Below are 17,071 nucleotides of genomic sequence, written 5' to 3' on the forward strand. Positions count from 1 at the left end.
AATATACTAATGGGACTATTAGATTTTATAAAGAGAATAGAGCCGGACAAGAAGAAATCTCCATTTCTTCACACGCTTTATGATGGCTTTTTCACTTTTGCATATACACCTAATGAGGTAACCAAAGGTGGAGTTCATGTGAAGGATGGCATGGACTTGAAAAGGACAATGATCCATGTGGTCATTGCTTTACAGCTTTGTTACATTTTCGGAACATATAATATCGGGCATCAGCATTTCAGTGCGATGGGCATATACACGGGATTTCTGGAAGGCTTTCATTTAAAGTTGGTCCACGGATTAATTAAGCTACTGCCATTGTTTGTTGTGGCAAATTTGGTTGGACTGGGTATCGAGTTTTGGTTTGCTGCTAAGAAAGGCCATGGTATCGAGGAAGGATTTCTGGTATCAGGTGCCCTAATTCCATTGATCATGCCTCCTGATTTACCACTTTGGATTTTAGCTGTTGCGGTGGCATTTGCTGTAATCATCGGAAAAGAAGCATTTGGGGGTACCGGGATGAACATTTGGAACATTGCATTATTGGCACGTGTATTTGTATTTTTTGCATACCCTACCACTATTGCAGGGGATGAGGTTTGGGTCTCAGGTTTTGATACCATTGCGCCAGGGGAAATGCCTCAATATGGATGGGCACATGGCTTATTCGATGCATTGTTCAATTGGGGTGGACTAGACACTTTTAAAGCTGCGGCTTCCGCGAGTATTGTAGATGGATTTACAGGTGCGACGCCTCTAAGCCTTGCCTATCAGGGTGGTTGGGAAAGAATAACGGAAGTGTATACACCTACCCAAATGTGGTGGGGAACCATCCCTGGGTCTATCGGGGAATCTTCTAAACCACTCATCCTAATTGGAGCTGCTATATTGCTAATTACAAGAATTGCCAGTTGGAGGATCATGCTCAGTATGTTTATTGGTGCAGCCTTGATGGCTATGCTTATGAATGCCTGGGGAGCTTCACCATTTATGGAAGTGCCCTGGTACTATCAGTTCTGGATGGGTAGTTTCTTCTTTGCAATGGCTTTCATGGCTACTGACCCTGTAACGGCGGCATCTACTAATACAGGCAAATGGATTTATGGATTCCTCATTGGATTTATCGGAATGATCGTTCGGGTACTCAATCCGGCTTATCCGGAAGGATGGATGCTTTCAATATTATTCTTGAATACTTTTGCTCCACTTATGGATCATTATACCATTCAAGCTAACATATCTAAAAGATTAAAACGTGCATAGTACAGGATATATCACAAGGTTTGTATTGATTATGACTGCGATTGTAGCTATTGCTCTGGCATTTTTGGCCATCGGTCTGAAGCCAATTCATAAGTTAAATGAGGCAGTCTATAACAAAAGAGCTATTTTATCAGCTGTTGCAAGTGAAATAGAGGGAGATTTTGGAAATCTGACCGATGAACAGGTTCAGGAGATTTTTGATACCAAAATTGAGCAAAAGGTTTTTGACATTGATGGTAATGAAGTTTCATCTGAACAAGTTATTGCTGCAGGGTATGCAGGGGGAAGAGCGGAAGATATTGAGATGGGTAAAGAGCGAAAGAAACCCGACTCTGAAAAAATTTTTCCATTGTATGTTTATACCAAATCTGATGGTACTAGATTTTATATTTTTAGTGTGAGAGGCAATGGACTGTGGGATGAAATTTGGGGGAATATAGCATTGGAAAGTGATAAGAATACCATTGCAGGTGTAGCATTCGATCACGCAGCTGAAACACCGGGACTTGGAGCTGAAATAAAAGATAATGCAGCATGGGCAGATCAGTTTGAAGACAAGAAAATTTATGACGAAGAGGGCAATTTTGTATCGATTGAAGTGAAGAAAGGTGGAGGTACGGAAGGCATGCCACACGCGGTAGATGGTATTACCGGAGCGACAATTACAGCGGATGGGGTGGAAGCAATGATTCAGAAGGGTATGAAGTATTATGAGCCTTTTTTAAAAGCAAATAATTAATATTATGGCTGAAACAGCAGTAAAGGAAAAAGAATCAGCGATTTCGTTTGGTAAAGCCGAAAGGAAGTTACTGACAGATCCATTGAATGACAATAATCCTATTACCGTCCAGGTTTTGGGTATTTGTTCAGCACTTGCCGTGACCACGCTCCTAAATAAAGCAATAGTGATGTCTATTGCCGTTATTTTTGTGTGTGCATTTGCCAACTTGATTACCTCATTGCTTAGAAATTATATCCCTAAACAGGTGAGGATGATTGTACAGTTGGTAATCATCGCTTTTTTGGTAACCCTTGTGGAATTGACCTTAAAAGCAGTGGCCTATCCAGTTTATAAGGACTTAAGTGTGTTCATTGGATTGATCATTACAAATTGTATTGTTATGGGAAGATTGGAAGCGTTTGCTATGGCCAATAACCCTTATCGATCTTTTCTCGACGGACTTGGAAATGGTTTCGGTTATGGAGTCATACTAATTGTAATTGCAGCGATCAGAGAGCTTTTCGGCAAAGGGTCTCTACTAAATTTCCAAATAATTGGCCCTGGTCCCAATTACGTTTTAGATACTGAAGCCATAGCTTTTCTGGGATGGTATCAGCCGAACAACTTGATGGTTTTGTTCCCATCTGCCATGTTTGTGATTGGTGTGCTGATCTGGATTCAAAGAGCATGGAACAAGAAGTTAGTGGATATTTCATAATAAGTTAGTAAGTAAAAGAAATGGAATTAGTTAATATATTTATTACATCTGCCTTTATAGAGAACCTGGCTTTGGCTTACTTCCTGGGTATGTGTTCTTACCTTGCGGTATCCAAGACAGTAAAGACCGCTTTTGGTCTGGGACTGGCTGTAATATTTGTTTTGGGCATTACGATGCCCATCAATTGGATTATAAATACGCACCTCCTGAGTGAAAGTGGTTTGTTTAAGACTGATCTTACCTTTTTAAGGTTTATTCTATTCATTGCTGTTATCGCTTCGATGGTACAATTAGTAGAAATGGTTATTGAGAAGTTTTCCCCGTCACTCTATAATTCATTGGGTATTTTTCTCCCGCTGATTACAGTAAATTGTGCGATTCTTGGTGGATCACTATTCATGGTATCCAATGAATACAACTTTCCTGAATCAGTTGCGTTTGGTTTAGGAGGAGGATTTGGTTGGTTTTTAGCCATCATAGCTATTGCAGCAATTAGAGAAAAGATAAAATACTCTAATGTCCCCCCGGCCTTGAGAGGGCTGGGAATGGCTTTTTTACTGACCGGGTTGATGGGTCTTGCCTTTATGAGCTTAATGGGTATCGATCCAGCTATTTTATAATAAATAATAAACAAGAAAAAGTAATATGATTTTACTAATTGAAGTCTTACCATTTGTTTGGGCCTTGTTAGTATTCTGCGGAGTAATTTCTGCACTATCTTTCATGTTGATCTATGCCAGAAAACAGTTGGTTCCACAGGGTGCTGTGAAAATAGTGGTTAACGGAGATGAAGATAATCCAATTATGGCTCAGCCTGGGTCTTCTTTGCTTTCTGCCTTATCGGACGAAAATGTGTTCTTACCTTCAGCTTGTGGAGGAGGTGGAACGTGCGCAATGTGCGAGTGTCATGTGGACAAGGGTGGAGGAGAGACGCTACCTACCGAGATGAACCACCTTACCAGAAAGGAGGCGGCTGAGAATAAAAGATTAGCCTGCCAGGTTAAGGTGAGAGAAGATATGGAGATCAGAATACCGGAAGAAATATTCGGTATTAAGAAGTGGGAATGCGAGGTGGTTGAAAACTATAATGTGGCTTCTTTTATTAAGCAATTTGTAGTGAAATTACCTCCGGGAGAAGAATTGGATTTTCAAGCAGGAGGTTATATTCAAATAGATGTTCCAAAGATCACAGTGCCTTTCAAAGATATGGACATAACGGCACATCCAGACTATCATGATGATCCGGATAAGTTTAAGTCAGAGTGGGATAAATTTAACCTTTGGCCTTTGGTAATGAAAAATGACGAGCCACAGTTTAGAGCTTATTCAATGGCCAATCACCCTGCCGAAGGAAACATTGTAAAACTTAATATTAGGATTGCCACACCACCGTGGGATAGAGCTAAAAACACCTGGCAAAGTGTTAATCCAGGTGTTTGTTCATCGTACGTTTTTGGTTTGAAGCCTGGTGACAAGTGTACTATTTCTGGTCCTTATGGAGAGTTCTTCATTAAGAAGACCAAAAAAGAGATGGTCTACATTGGTGGAGGTGCAGGAATGGCTCCTTTGAGATCACATCTGTTCCATTTGTTCCATACTTTAAAGACTACGGATCGCAAGGTATCATATTGGTACGGAGGTAGAACTAAGCGAGAGCTTTTCTATATTGAAGAGTTTAGAGAAATTGAAAAAGAGTTTCCTAATTTTAAATTCTACGTGGCCTTAGACAATCCTCTACCAGAGGACAATTGGAAAGTGAAAGAGGATATAGATTCAGAAGGAGATGGATTCAAAGGTTATATCATGCCTGTGCTTCACGAGCAATATTTAGCGAAACATCCAGAGCCTGAGGAAATAGAATATTATTTCTGTGGACCTCCAGCGATGAATGCTTCTGTTCTGAAATCTTTAGACGAATTAGGAGTTCCGGAAGAAAACATCAGCTTTGATGATTTCGGAGGATAATTCTGAAGTAAAATAAACTGTTAAAGGGCGATCAATGCATCATTGGTCGCCTTTTTCTGTAAGTATACTGTCCACTTTCCTTCAGTTTTTCATAAACCTGGCGATTTATTGACTTTACTCTAATATAATAAAGTAAATACCTGAATTCAATCGATTTACTTTTAAACCTATTTAATACGCATCGACTTCTAAGAATTTGCTGTCAATGGTAAATATGGATGGGAGTTCATCTGAAGATACATGTTTGAAAATATGTAATAAGCATTTTTCAAATCCTATACTCATTGAAGCATTTGTAATTCGTTCGCACCTCTGTTTTTCATACCAGTTGAACCATGATTGATATTTTCTGAAATCACCATTATCAGCTCAGATTTTAGATCTGGATGTTTCATTGCAATCTTTCTACACACGGTCATACAAAATACCTTCACTGCAATTGGTTGATCAGGTCCAGATAAATAATCGAAGCATCTATTGTAAATTTCTCCTTCGTATTCTTCAGGATAATTGTTCATGAACTGCCATGCACGAACAACATTTCTAACCAAAGCGGCGTGTTTCGGTTTATCTAAAGCTTTCAGGATTTTTGGCATCCACTTCATCATGAGTTCAGGTCGATTTTCACAGACTTTGCCAAACACCCAAGAAGCCCGTTGGCATAAACGATAGTCTTCCTCTAACAAGAATGGCATCAGCTGATCAAATTTTGCTTGTGATTCACCGATCCATAGATAAATCTCATTATTTTGTTCTTTGGTAATCCTATCTGTAAAAATTCGCTCTAAATTCATCTCTGAAATAAATATATATAAAAAGGCTATATCTATGTGATTTCCTTATCTTCGCCGAAGATTTTTTTTGCAGATTATGAATTTGAAAAAACGTATCCTTGTCACCTCGGCATTGCCGTATGCCAATGGGCCGCTACACATCGGGCACTTAGCTGGAGCCTATCTTTCTGCTGATATATATGTGCGGTTTCAAAGGATGATGGAGAAGGATGTCGTCTATGTATGTGGTAGCGATGAACACGGTGCAGCCATTACCATTCGAGCGCAAAAAGACGGTATTTCACCACAGGAGGTCGTGGACAAATATCACCAGGAATTTCAGGAAGCATTTGATAGAATAGGTATTTCCTTTGACATTTATCATAGAACATCTGCGCCTATTCACCATCAGACTTCACAGGATTTTTTTAGGACATTGAACGACAAAGGAGAATTTATCCAGGAAGAATCTGAGCAATATTATGATGAAAAAGCAGAGCAGTTTCTTGCAGATAGATATATCAAAGGGATATGCCCCAAATGTGGGTATGAAGAAGCTTATGGTGATCAATGTGAAAATTGTGGCTCTTCGTTAAGTCCTACAGAACTCATCGACCCCATTTCAACATTAAGCAATGAGAAACCTATATTAAAAAAGACATCGCATTGGTATCTCCAATTGGATAAATATGAGTCATGGTTGCGAGCGTGGATTGAAACCGGAGAGCTTGATGGTTCAGTTCTACATGATCCTACAGACTGGAAAAACCATGTGGTGGGCCAATGTAAGTCATGGCTGGATGGTGGATTGCAAAAACGATCGATGACTAGAGATCTGGACTGGGGCGTTGATGTACCACAAGAGATTGAAGGTTCGAAAGGCAAGAAGCTTTACGTGTGGATGGATGCACCTATTGGCTATATTTCAGCAACCAAGCAATGGGCACTTGATAATGGAAAAGACTGGGAGCCATATTGGAAGGATAATGATACCGCTTTAATCCACTTTATCGGAAAAGATAATATCGTTTTTCACTGCTTAATCTTTCCAGCAATCCTGAAAGCACACGGTGAGTATATTCTACCAATTAATGTTCCGGCAAACCAATTTGTAAATTTGGAAGGAAGAAAAATTTCGACCTCAAAGAATTGGGCAGTATGGGTGAATGAATACTTGGATGATCTTCCTGGCAGAGAGGATGAGCTTAGATATTACATGATTAAAAACATGCCTGAAACGAAAGACAGTGAATTTACATGGAAGGGTTATCAGGAAGCAGTGAATAATGAGTTGGTCAATAATCTGGCTAATTTTGTCAATAGGGTTGTTGTATTAACGAATAAGTATTATGAAGGAGTTGTGCCGGAATTTGACGCAGACCTGATGATAGAAGTACCCGGTGATGAAATGCCAGGATTCCACGATACTGAGATGCTGACCTTACATGATATGTGCCAGGATTGTGCTGAGTACATCAGAAAGTTTGACTTCCGATCCGCACTGAAAGTGGTCATGGAAGTTTCATCCAGGGGAAATCAAATCTTGCAATTTAATGAACCCTGGAAGCAAATTAAAGTTGATGAAGATCTGGTTAAGGTAGTCATGAATATTGGATTGCAGTACGTTAAAGCGCTCTCTGTTTTGACTTACCCGTTCATGCCATTTACCTCAGCCCGGATTTCTGAGTTGCTGAATGAAGATCACATAGATGAAAGAGATGGCTTTGTTGGAATGCTTAACTTACTTTGCGAAGATGAGCCACTCATTCAATCTGGACATACTATAGGTAGCGCCTCCCATCTATTCGATAGAATTAGTGATGAAACGATTGAAGAGCAAGTCAATAAATTGAAAAAGTCTGAGAAAAAAGAAGGAGTGAAAAACGAGAATCATGCTATTCCAGTGAAGGAAACGATAAGTTTCGATGATTTTATGAAATTGGATATCAGAACAGCCACCATTAAGCATGCAGAAAAAGTTAAAAAGGCAGACAAGTTATTAAAATTGATTGTTGACCTGGGCTTTGAAGAAAGAACGGTTGTTTCTGGCATTGCTGAATTTTACGATCCACAGGAGCTAGAAGGTAAAGAAGTAAGTATGATTGTAAATTTGGCTCCACGAAAAATTAAAGGGATTGAATCTAACGGAATGATTTTAATGGCTGAGAATCAGAAAGGCGTATTAAGCTTCGTTAGTCCTAAAGAAAAATGGGAGAATGGCTCTGTCATTAGATAAAGTTATAAGGTGGGTTTTAGTTGTAGTTTCTTTGACTGTGATCATTTTCACTGGTCTGGAAATGAGATCAGAGGACTTCTGGGGTTATACCCCTCTATACTTTTTCCTATCATGCTGGATATTTATTGTTTCACTTCTCCTTCCTTTTTATAGCAAGCATCCGCAAAAGTATAAACTACTTGCAATGTCCGGGCTTGCTGGGTTTATCCTCTTTTTGGGCTTTCCTACTAAACCAGTGACGCCCTTCATGTTTATAGGTTTGATTCCCTTAATTTGGATAGAAGAGAAAATATTTCATTGGAAGTCAGAAATATCCAGATGGGAAGTCTTTAAATATGCCTTTAATGCCTTTGTCATATGGAATATCCTGAGCACTTTTTGGGTGGCCAATACTTCATTCGTTCCAAGTATCGCAGCCTTTACATTGAATGCAGCTTTTATGGCTATACCATGGGTAGGCTATCATTGGATAAGAAAAACACTTGGCGACAGGTACAAATATGCTGCGCTGATTTGTTTTTGGCTTTGTTTTGAATGGATTCATTTACACTGGGAAATTTCGTGGCCATGGTTGACACTAGGAAATGCTTTTGCTCAATATCCGTGGGTGGTCCAATGGTATGAATATACAGGACATCTGGGCGGCAGTCTTTGGATATTGGTGATGAACATATTGCTGTACAGATATATTCAAAAGATAAGAGCTAGGGTAGAATTAAAAGTCCAGGACTTAATGTATCCGGTTTTTACGCTTTTTGGCCCTTTGATGCTTAGTGCCATGATTTATGTTACTTATCAAGAAAAAGGAGAGCATAGAAACATCAGCATTATTCAGCCCAATTACGAACCTCACTATGAGAAATTTGCCGTTTCAGAGTCTGAGCAACTTAGAACCTTCATCAGACTGAGTGAACTGTGTCTGACAGATAGCACGGATTACCTTTTGTTCCCGGAGACTGTATTTGGACCCGATGATGTAGAGAGGCTCAATGAGACCACGCATTTCAGAGCAATTAAATCCCTGCTTGAAAGATATCCGGGTACCAATCTGATCAGTGGCCTGGCTACTTACCAGTTTTTCGACAGCGAAGAAGCCATCTCGACGGCGTTGAGAGAGGCTATAATCAATGATGAGACCGTTTATTATGAATCACAGAATTCCGCCGTTCAATTGCCAGCCCAAAATTTAGATGAATACGAAGTCTATGTCAAAGGCCGACTGGTCCCCGGTGCAGAAATTTTCCCCTATAGTAAGTTGCTATTCTTTTTGCAACCTATTGTTAAGATGGCCGGTGGCGGCATGCTGGGTAGAAGTAGGGAAAGAAAGGTTTTCGAAAACCAATTTAATGAGTCCGTGGCTCCGGTGATTTGTTACGAGTCCGTTTATGGAGAATATGTGGGACAATACGTTAAAAAGGGAGCCAATGCTGTTTTTATCATGACTAATGATGGCTGGTGGGACAAAACCCCTGGCCATGTACAACATTTGAAATTTGCCCAATTAAGAGCGATTGAACACCGTCGTTCAATAGCCAGGTCTGCTAACACAGGAATTTCAGCTTTCATTGATCAGAGAGGAAATATCTTAGATAACACCCGGTATGGCAAAGAAGCCACTCTAACAGGTAAGATCAGATTTAATAAAGAGACTACTTTTTACACGAGATGGGGAGACATTATTGCCAGACTAGGTATCTTGGGAACCATTCTATTACTGATATCCGGTACTTTGAAAAGATTTCGTAAAAACTGATCCGTCAAGCAGGTCATGGCCGAGCCAAGTTAATCAAGGTAAAAAAAATAAGCCTGAAGAAAACAATCTGTCAGGCTTATTTTAAATGCATTTTCGATACTTAATCTTTTAGAGCAGCAATCAATTTTTCTGCCAATTCAATTCCAATTTTCTCCTGTGCCTCACCAGTCGAAGCTCCTATGTGGGGAGTCAACGAAATATTAGGGTGACTTAAAAGTTCTACTCTGGGTTTAGGTTCTCCTACAAAAACATCCAATGCAGCAGCTGCTACCTTTCCACTTTCTAAGGCTGCCAATAGGGCATCTTCATCAATAGTTCCTCCTCGGGAAGCATTGGCAATGAACACACCTTCTTTCATCTGATCAAACTCTTTTGTCCCCAGTACAGGTTCTCCTAAAAATGGTACATGTAATGTAATGGCATCAGCTTGCTTCAGCATTTCGTCCATGGAAGATGTTTCAATCTTCACTTTGAATTGATGGGAAGTTGGCCCAAAAGAAACTTCAGCACTGTCCAGATAAGGATCCACTGCAATTACATTCATACCAACACCTAGCGCTATACTAGCTGTTTCCTGACCTATTCTACCAAATCCAATGATACCTAATGTCCTACCAGTAAGCTCAACACCTGCTGAATAGTTTTTCTTTAGATCTTTGAACTCGCTATTACCTTTAACTGGCATTTCCCTGTTAGCTTGTTGTAAGAAACGGGCGATTGAAAATAGATGTGCAAAGACCAATTCAGCTACTGATCGCGATGATGCAGCAGGAGTATTGATAACATGAATGCCTTTTGATCGTGCATAATCAACATCTATGTTGTCCAAACCGACACCCCCTCTACATATGGCTTTTAAGTTAGGAGATTGGTCAATTAAGTCTTTGCGAACCTTTGTAGCACTTCTCACGCAAATGGCATCATACTCATTTAATTTTGCAGGTAGATCGTCCTGAGCAATCTTATTAGTGCTCACCTCGAATCCGGCTTCCTCCAGTAATCTCTTTCCCGTGGGATGTATCCCGTCATTGATTAAAATTTTCATTTGAATTGGTTAAATTTTATAGTTGTTTTCCAACTTTGTTTATCTAAATTTTAAAACCCAACATTTTCATGTTGGGTTTTATTTTTTATTCGTTTCCCGACCCTTGCAGCAATTGTATCTGCCTGTCCTTTTGTTGAAGTTCTTCTTTTAGGTCGCTGATTTCCTTTCTTAATTCCTGAATGGTTTCTTTTTGAGTTTCAATCGTGCTTTTTAATATCCCTTCTGAAGAAACTGTAGAAGTTTTATTATCGTTTTCAACATTCCTCTCTAAAGGCTGTTCAGTGGTCTCAATATTCAACAATTCTTTGACCTGATCGATTGGGTTGTTACCATTGTAAATGCTAACACCTATTAATACTAATGGTGTGAAAATCAATAGAAAGATTAAGAATCTAGCACACCCTGTCATTTTATATTTACGTCTCATGTTCGCTTTTAATGTTTACAAAAATAATAAGACTTGGCATTAATTACCAACCTTATTCTTCTTAATGCGTTTTTAATGTAAATAATTCTACACACTATACGAAACTGCAAATTTATCAGATGAAATTTTCTATAATACTGTTTTTATGCACTGTACTATTGATTTGTCAGTGCGCTCGTGAAGAAATAGTAGGCTCTTTCGACGAATCAGTAACGTATCTTTCAGGGTATGAACAAAGGGATAACGGAGATGCTGAAAAGGGATGGGACTATATTCGCTATGGAGATTACATCAGTAGTGGTATCCCGTATGACTTTTTTATTGAAAATTCACCGGATGCAGGAATGAACGAATTAAAGAGGACGGGAAAAAGTGCGGAAGTTCCTTATGGTTTTAATGTCGTAAAAGCTGAAAATGGAGTGGACGTTGTCGCACCGAATTGCTTTCAATGTCATGCGGCTTATTTGCAAGACGACTTTATCCCAGGCTTGGGTAATTATGCATCGGACTATACTTTTGATCAAAGAGTTGCGCTCAGTTTCACAGAACAAGGCATTAAAAGCATATATGGAGAGGATTCTCCTGAATGGAATGCATATGAGCCTTTTAAAAGAGCAAGTGAAGTCACAGCACCACATTTAATTACAGAAGTTAAGGGAGTCAATCCTGCTGATAAATTAACAGCAGTTTTAGCTGCACATCGAGACCCTAATTCCTTAGAGTGGCTGGAAAGCCCTCAATATGAGATACCCGAAGGTCTTATTCCTACGGATGTACCGCCATTATGGCTAATGAAAAAGAAAAATGCTCTTTATTATACAGCTTCTGGTAGAGGAGACCATGCCAAGTTGATTACACTTGCAGAAATACTGACCATGCCAGACACCATTAAAGCTGCTGAGGTTGACGCTAACTTTTCTGATGTGTACGCTTTTTTAACACAATTAGAAGCTCCCGATTACCCGAAAGAAATTGATCAGGATCTGTCAGATCAGGGCCAAGAAATTTACGAAGCAAATTGCATGAAATGTCATGGTTTGAATGAATTTCCCAATGTATTGGTTTCGCTTGATTACATTGGTACAGACCCAGAACTGGCGAAGGCCAACTTTGCATATGAAGACTTTTTAGATTGGTACAATAGCTCCTGGTATGCTGACACGACTCCTAAAGCTTTCTTTGAGAAAACTGAAGGATACATTGCACCCCCACTCGATGGCATTTGGGCTACCGCTCCTTACCTCCACAATGGTTCAGTCCCTGATTTGGAGACGCTGCTAAATTCAAAGGAAAGACCTGATTTCTGGAAGAGAACTGATGAGTATAATTTTGAAAAACCGGGTTGGAATTATTTGAAATTTAATGCAAGTGCAGGAAAAAGTATATATGATACTTCTTTGAGAGGTTATGGAAATCAGGGTCATCTCTTCGGCGATGACTTTACTGATTCAGAAAGGAGAGCAGTGATTGAGTTTCTTAAAACGCTCTAGGCTTTACTCAAGAGAGATACATTGTCATGAGCGGTATTATCAGGGTTTGGAGAGTAGTTGAAAAAGTAAAAATTTATGGGCAATCCTAGTATTTCTTTCTGTAACTTACTTGTAAATGCGATTTCTATATTTTAAATATTACTGCTTTTTATTATGCCTCTTGTCCCTTCATACTGGTCTAGGTCAACGCTTTTCATTGCTTGCAGAAGCTGGAATAGTGAGAGCTCAGATTGATGGAGATAAGATCCAAGGTTTTCATTATCCCGGCTATGTGATAGGTATCGGCACGCATTATTCTATTTCAATAGAACATGCTCTTAGCGTAAAGACATCCTATTATCGACACGGCAGCAGAGCTAAGGATTCATTTTTACCAGTTTCTAGAAGTCCATTTCAGATGCAAATGGACCTAAATTCTATAGGGCTTGAGTTTTCTTACAAGTTTGAGCCAAAAGAGAGTTATTACTTCGTCGGAGGTGGTTTTGTTCGTCATCAGCTGGTACAATTGAAATATGATATTGTGAGCAATCCTTTGTATGAGGCAGATAAAGAAAAATTTATATTGACGTCGGATCAACTTTCTTCTTCATATGTCAGCTTTAAGATTTATTATGGATTAAAGTTATTTAACAGAGCGGATATCTATTTTGCTTTAGAGACAGGATTTACAGATTTACTTAAGGAAGAGTTAGAACAATTGCAAAGCTTAAATCCGTATTCTCTTTCGGCAGTATTTACCTACGAAATAATTGCCGCAAAAGTAGAAGAGCGAAAAGTCAGACCGGGCCGCAAAATCCGAGAATAGAATCTACTGTGATTCTATAAAAATATCGACATTCTCTTCCTGGTGATTTTTGCTTTCTTTTTTTGGAAGCTATTTTTAATCAACCAGCCGTTTATTGAGCTTTATATTAATCCAATAATAACCAAGAACCAGGTGGTTTCAAAGTAAAGTAGTGGAATGATTTCTGTTTTTTCAATGACCTCGGCTTTGACTTTGCCACACTATTTTCCTCATTTTACTTTATTTTTTATTCGGCTAGCTTTAAATTCTGTGCACTAAGTACAGAGCTTTCAAGTGGTAAAAATTATTCTCCTTATTTTCAAGTAGGACAAAGTACTCAAGATCAAGATCAAGATCTCATGATCTGATCGCAAAAATGTCAATAATACACAGATGACCAAAATCTCTTTTTGACTGTAAATCAGGCTAACTAAAATAAAGAACACCTGGTTACTGGAGAGATGACAGTCCAAGTACTTTGATCACTTCTTCTTCGCATTGTTTTTAAAAGACATATCTGGAAATGCTGGAGGATCTGGAACAGCTCTGGGATCTTCCTGAATTTTCTTCATCAAGATTTCAATGGCTTTCTCCAGTTGTGCATCGCGTCCATGAAAAGTTTCATGTGGCATGTTCACCACTACGATATCTGGTTCAAAACCATGACCTTCAATCAACCATTCTCCTTCCGCACCATATACTCCGTTCATGGGAGCTCTGGCAATACCATTATCGGTTAGTCTATTCACACTGCTTAACCACACTTCACCACCCCATGTTCTTGTTCCGATCGTTGTACCCAAGTCTAAACGCTTAAAGCCTTCAGCAAAAGCTTCCCCGTCAGACGCAGTTAATTCATCCACCAGTACTACAATATGCCCCCTGAATGCATACTGCATATTCCAAGATGGTTGACCTTGGCGGCCTGCCCAATACATCCAGGCCTTCCTCATCAATTTTTCCAAAACAAAACTTTCGATGTTTCCTCCGCGATTATGTCGTACATCTACAATCAGTCCAGGTCTGTTAAACACTGGATAAAAATCACGATACCATTGACTTAAGTCATTACTTCCCATGGCCCTTAAGTGGACATATCCTATTTGACCCTCAGATGCTTGTTCTACCTCCTGCCTTCTGGAGTACTCCCAATCATTGTAACGCAAATTGTAATTACTGGAAAGTGGTTCTACTATAGTTTTTTTCAGGGAATTTCCCCTTTTGATTTCCAGCAATACTTGTTGACCGCCTTTCCCTCTTAGAAACTCATTAATATCAACACTATTCAACACGGAATGACCATCGATTGCTGTGATAAGGTCACCTTCTTGTATATCAAGAAAAGGATCATCAAGTGGTGATCTTTCATCTGGGTAATCCGGATCAGATTGATATATATGTTCCAGACGATATCCGCCAGCCTGTTCATCTCTTGTGAATCTTCCACCAAGACTGGCGACCCTGATATTTTGTTCATCTTCACGGGTATCTCCTCCTCTTACACTGGTATGTAAGACAGAGAGTTCGCCGACCATGCGACCTATGAGTTCTGATAACTCTTCCCTGGTTGTAACTCGCTCAACCAGTGGCTTGTATTTATCATGCATCGCTTCCCAATCTACACCATGCATGTTTTCATCATAGAAATAGTCTCTTTCCATTCTCCATGCATCTGTAAAAATCTGTCTCCAATCTTCTCGTGGATTAATGGTATACTTTACTCCGGAAAGATCAATTTTTGCATCGGAAAGATCACTGACCTTATTTTTTGGAGCGTCAATCATAAAGTAGTTGCTTCCTTTTCTTATCATTAGTTTCTCGTGATCATTAGTCAGGTCGAATTGATTAACATCATCGATAACCGTTTTTAACTGAATTTCTTCATTACTTATTTTTAATACCATCAAATCGTTAGATGCATTGACACCTGTAGACCTTGATAATAAATAAATAGCATCTTTACCTACCTTCATCCCGGAATAATTACCGGGTTTAATGGGCACCTCTTCTATGCGAGACATTATATTTTCCTGATCTATTGATACCTTTTCCACTTTAGTCGTGTCTTTTTCGAACAGCTCGTTCATCGGTCTGAAGGGAGACCGATATTCAGGTTTAAGTGGTAAAATGTACAACTTTTCTCCTGCATCAAAATACGGTTCTGGTTGGCGGGTTCCCCATGGTGAGCCAACTAAAGAAGTAAAACTACGATCTGATAGAAAATATATAAATTTTCCATCACTACTCCATTGCACATTAAAACTATTGGCGCGATCAGATGTGATAGGAAAGCTATTCTTACTTTTAACATTATAAAGGTGAATTTGACGCATGGTATTCAATGCTGATTGTTCAAAAGCTAGCCATTGTCCATCCTTGGACCATGTAAAAGAGCCTATGCCCTCCGAATTGGTTGATATTTTTGCGCTTTCCCCACTGGATATGTTTAAAACAAACAAATGACCATGGATATCATCATACGCTATATACTGATTGTCTGGAGAAACAATGCCTTCGTACCTTAAAACATCTCCACCAGATGAAATTTGTTCAGAAGATCCTAATCCGTTCGAGGGTAGTTTAACAAATTCAAATTCACCTGTTGCGTCAGACTGAACATAAATGGTTTTACCGTCAGGCGAGAAGTGAGCATCCCGATATCTTACCTCACTTTGATCATCGAATTTGATGATTCTACCTTGTTTTGAAGGAACCACGAATACTTTACCTCTCACAGTCAAGACAATTCTATCACCATTTGGTGAAGCGTTGACAGAGGTTAGATTTTCAGTTGGATTTTCAACCCATTTCTCCCGTAATTGATCAAGATCACTGGGAATACGGATCTTTAGTTTGTTGTTTTCTTTTGTACCAATGTTATACAACCATAAATCGGCCGCTCGATTATAAACAATTAAATCTCCGGACATATCTGCTAATCTAACATCAAAGTCTTCATGAAATGTATGTTGTTGTAAACCTGAACCATTGTTATCCATGGACCATATGTTCATCGTTCCATCACGGTCAGTAATGAAGTAAATCTGATCTCCATAAACCATGGGGTGGTGACTTTCACCTGTATAGTCAGTTGTCAATTTGACAGCTTCTTCGTCTCCTTCTGTGAATTTCCAAATTTGCCTGGCTGTTCCACCTTTGTATCGCTTTGTAACATTTCCATGAAAAGAGGGTCTTACAAAATATACGGTTTTGCCATCATTGGAATAAGAAGCCTCACTTGCTTGAGAAAGTGGAACTAGCGTTTTGGTAGAATCTTTCGGGTCAATGAGAACCACCTGCCGGTCTGGTAAGGTTGAGTATGCTCTCGTATCGTAGATGATTTGGCCATTTGAAGTCCATCCGTTGACCAAAGAGAAATCAGATTCATAGGTCCATCTTTTAGTCAAACCTCCGTTAATGGGAAGTGTATAGACCTCACTTGGACCTTCGTAACTTGCAGTGTATGCAATGGTCTGACCATCTGGAGAAATAGAAGGATACGTCTCTTCTTCAGGATGGGTAGTAAGTCGGGTGGCCATGCCCCCTAAAGTGCTTACTTTCCATAAATCACCTTCTGCCGCAAAAACAATCATGTCGTCGTGAATAGTTGGATATTGGTAGTACCCTTCAAATCCTTGAGAATGAATGACTTTTATGAACATAAAGATGATAAGAACGGCGATAAATTTTTTCAACATAGCTTGCTTGGATTAAAAGCTTTTAATATAATTAATATTGGTCGAAATATCTATTGAGGTTTGCTCCATATTTTAGAGCTTAAGTTAAATTGAACACTTAGCCAAAGATTTAGAAATGTTAAAGCACTAATATTGATGTATAATTGAATGGTTTAAAAGTCAATTGCGAACTCTTTCAAAACAAAAAGGTAACACAGA

General features: G+C 39.2%; 13 protein-coding genes. 9 read left to right on the plus strand and 4 right to left on the minus strand.

Features of this window, described 5'->3' with window-relative positions:
• Positions 1 to 9: 9 nt before the first annotated feature.
• From L2567_RS05340 to nqrF, 5 genes are read left to right on the plus strand one after another with little or no spacing between them, the layout of a single operon-like run.
• Entirely contained in the window at positions 10 to 1,263 is a 1,254-nt protein-coding gene (locus tag L2567_RS05340; protein ID WP_235296714.1) for an NADH:ubiquinone reductase (Na(+)-transporting) subunit B, read from the plus strand.
• On the plus strand, positions 1,256 to 2,002 hold the full coding sequence (gene nqrC, locus L2567_RS05345; RefSeq protein ID WP_235296715.1) for an NADH:ubiquinone reductase (Na(+)-transporting) subunit C: 747 nt from the start codon (positions 1,256 to 1,258) through the stop codon (positions 2,000 to 2,002). Before L2567_RS05340 ends, nqrC begins: the two co-directional genes overlap by 8 nt.
• A 4-nt stretch (positions 2,003 to 2,006) precedes the next feature.
• Positions 2,007 to 2,702 (plus strand): NADH:ubiquinone reductase (Na(+)-transporting) subunit D, encoded by a 696-nt coding sequence (locus tag L2567_RS05350; RefSeq protein ID WP_235296716.1) that lies wholly within the window; start codon positions 2,007 to 2,009, stop codon positions 2,700 to 2,702.
• Positions 2,703 to 2,722: 20 nt separating this feature from the next.
• On the plus strand, positions 2,723 to 3,322 hold the full coding sequence (gene nqrE / locus L2567_RS05355; protein ID WP_235296717.1) for an NADH:ubiquinone reductase (Na(+)-transporting) subunit E: 600 nt from the start codon (positions 2,723 to 2,725) through the stop codon (positions 3,320 to 3,322).
• 25 nt (positions 3,323 to 3,347) lie between these two features.
• Positions 3,348 to 4,667: an NADH:ubiquinone reductase (Na(+)-transporting) subunit F gene (gene nqrF / locus L2567_RS05360; RefSeq protein WP_235296718.1), complete on the plus strand. Its 1,320-nt coding sequence runs from the start codon at positions 3,348 to 3,350 to the stop codon at positions 4,665 to 4,667.
• Between the two features lie 281 nt (positions 4,668 to 4,948).
• On the opposite strand, the gene L2567_RS05365 is transcribed toward nqrF, so the two are convergent.
• Positions 4,949 to 5,461, minus strand: a complete 513-nt coding sequence (locus L2567_RS05365) for a hypothetical protein (protein ID WP_235296719.1) — start codon at positions 5,459 to 5,461, stop codon at positions 4,949 to 4,951.
• A gap of 76 nt (positions 5,462 to 5,537) precedes the next feature.
• Here L2567_RS05365 and metG point away from each other — a divergent pair, with 76 nt between their 5' ends.
• Both metG and lnt read left to right on the plus strand, forming a co-directional pair.
• Complete coding sequence (gene metG, locus L2567_RS05370) at positions 5,538 to 7,676, plus strand: methionine--tRNA ligase (protein WP_235296720.1); 2,139 nt, start codon at positions 5,538 to 5,540, stop codon at positions 7,674 to 7,676.
• Entirely contained in the window at positions 7,657 to 9,429 is a 1,773-nt protein-coding gene (gene lnt / locus L2567_RS05375; protein ID WP_235296721.1) for an apolipoprotein N-acyltransferase, read from the plus strand. The genes metG and lnt overlap by 20 nt, the downstream gene beginning before the upstream one ends.
• A gap of 100 nt (positions 9,430 to 9,529) precedes the next feature.
• Here lnt and L2567_RS05380 read toward each other — a convergent pair whose 3' ends face one another.
• Together L2567_RS05380 and L2567_RS05385 are read right to left on the minus strand one after the other, a co-directional pair.
• Positions 9,530 to 10,474, minus strand: coding sequence for a D-2-hydroxyacid dehydrogenase (locus L2567_RS05380; protein ID WP_235296722.1), 945 nt, complete (start codon positions 10,472 to 10,474; stop codon positions 9,530 to 9,532).
• Between the two features lie 85 nt (positions 10,475 to 10,559).
• Positions 10,560 to 10,901 carry a hypothetical protein gene (locus L2567_RS05385; RefSeq protein ID WP_235296723.1) on the minus strand — a complete coding sequence of 114 codons (342 nt, stop codon included), beginning with the start codon at positions 10,899 to 10,901 and terminating at the stop codon, positions 10,560 to 10,562.
• A gap of 119 nt (positions 10,902 to 11,020) precedes the next feature.
• Here L2567_RS05385 and L2567_RS05390 point away from each other — a divergent pair, with 119 nt between their 5' ends.
• Both L2567_RS05390 and L2567_RS05395 read left to right on the plus strand, forming a co-directional pair.
• The gene (locus L2567_RS05390; protein ID WP_235296724.1) at positions 11,021 to 12,391 is read left to right on the plus strand and encodes a c-type cytochrome; all 1,371 of its coding nucleotides are present in this window, start codon (positions 11,021 to 11,023) and stop codon (positions 12,389 to 12,391) included.
• A 115-nt stretch (positions 12,392 to 12,506) separates the two neighbouring features.
• Complete coding sequence (locus L2567_RS05395; protein WP_235296725.1) at positions 12,507 to 13,196, plus strand: hypothetical protein; 690 nt, start codon at positions 12,507 to 12,509, stop codon at positions 13,194 to 13,196.
• A gap of 461 nt (positions 13,197 to 13,657) precedes the next feature.
• Here the strand turns inward: L2567_RS05395 and L2567_RS05400 are convergent, their stop codons facing one another.
• Positions 13,658 to 16,873, minus strand: coding sequence for a S41 family peptidase (locus tag L2567_RS05400; protein WP_235296726.1), 3,216 nt, complete (start codon positions 16,871 to 16,873; stop codon positions 13,658 to 13,660).
• Positions 16,874 to 17,071: the final 198 nt, after the last annotated feature.

Origin of the sequence: Portibacter marinus (assembly GCF_021533195.1) — a bacterium.
Lineage (GTDB): Bacteria > Bacteroidota > Bacteroidia > Chitinophagales > Saprospiraceae > Portibacter > Portibacter marinus.

What these genes read in the sequence shown, in the direction of transcription:
- L2567_RS05340 (WP_235296714.1), top strand. Translation starts at nt 10, where the DNA reads ATGGGACTATTAGATTTTATAAAGAGAATAGAGCCGGACAAGAAGAAA.
- L2567_RS05350 (WP_235296716.1), top strand. Translation starts at nt 2,007, where the DNA reads ATGGCTGAAACAGCAGTAAAGGAAAAAGAATCAGCGATTTCGTTTGGT.
- nqrE (WP_235296717.1), top strand. Translation starts at nt 2,723, where the DNA reads ATGGAATTAGTTAATATATTTATTACATCTGCCTTTATAGAGAACCTG.
- nqrF (WP_235296718.1), top strand. Translation starts at nt 3,348, where the DNA reads ATGATTTTACTAATTGAAGTCTTACCATTTGTTTGGGCCTTGTTAGTA.
- L2567_RS05365 (WP_235296719.1), bottom strand. Translation starts at nt 5,461, where the DNA reads ATGAATTTAGAGCGAATTTTTACAGATAGGATTACCAAAGAACAAAAT.
- metG (WP_235296720.1), top strand. Translation starts at nt 5,538, where the DNA reads ATGAATTTGAAAAAACGTATCCTTGTCACCTCGGCATTGCCGTATGCC.
- lnt (WP_235296721.1), top strand. Translation starts at nt 7,657, where the DNA reads ATGGCTCTGTCATTAGATAAAGTTATAAGGTGGGTTTTAGTTGTAGTT.
- L2567_RS05380 (WP_235296722.1), bottom strand. Translation starts at nt 10,474, where the DNA reads ATGAAAATTTTAATCAATGACGGGATACATCCCACGGGAAAGAGATTA.
- L2567_RS05385 (WP_235296723.1), bottom strand. Translation starts at nt 10,901, where the DNA reads ATGAGACGTAAATATAAAATGACAGGGTGTGCTAGATTCTTAATCTTT.
- L2567_RS05390 (WP_235296724.1), top strand. Translation starts at nt 11,021, where the DNA reads ATGAAATTTTCTATAATACTGTTTTTATGCACTGTACTATTGATTTGT.
- L2567_RS05395 (WP_235296725.1), top strand. Translation starts at nt 12,507, where the DNA reads ATGCGATTTCTATATTTTAAATATTACTGCTTTTTATTATGCCTCTTG.
- L2567_RS05400 (WP_235296726.1), bottom strand. Translation starts at nt 16,873, where the DNA reads ATGTTGAAAAAATTTATCGCCGTTCTTATCATCTTTATGTTCATAAAA.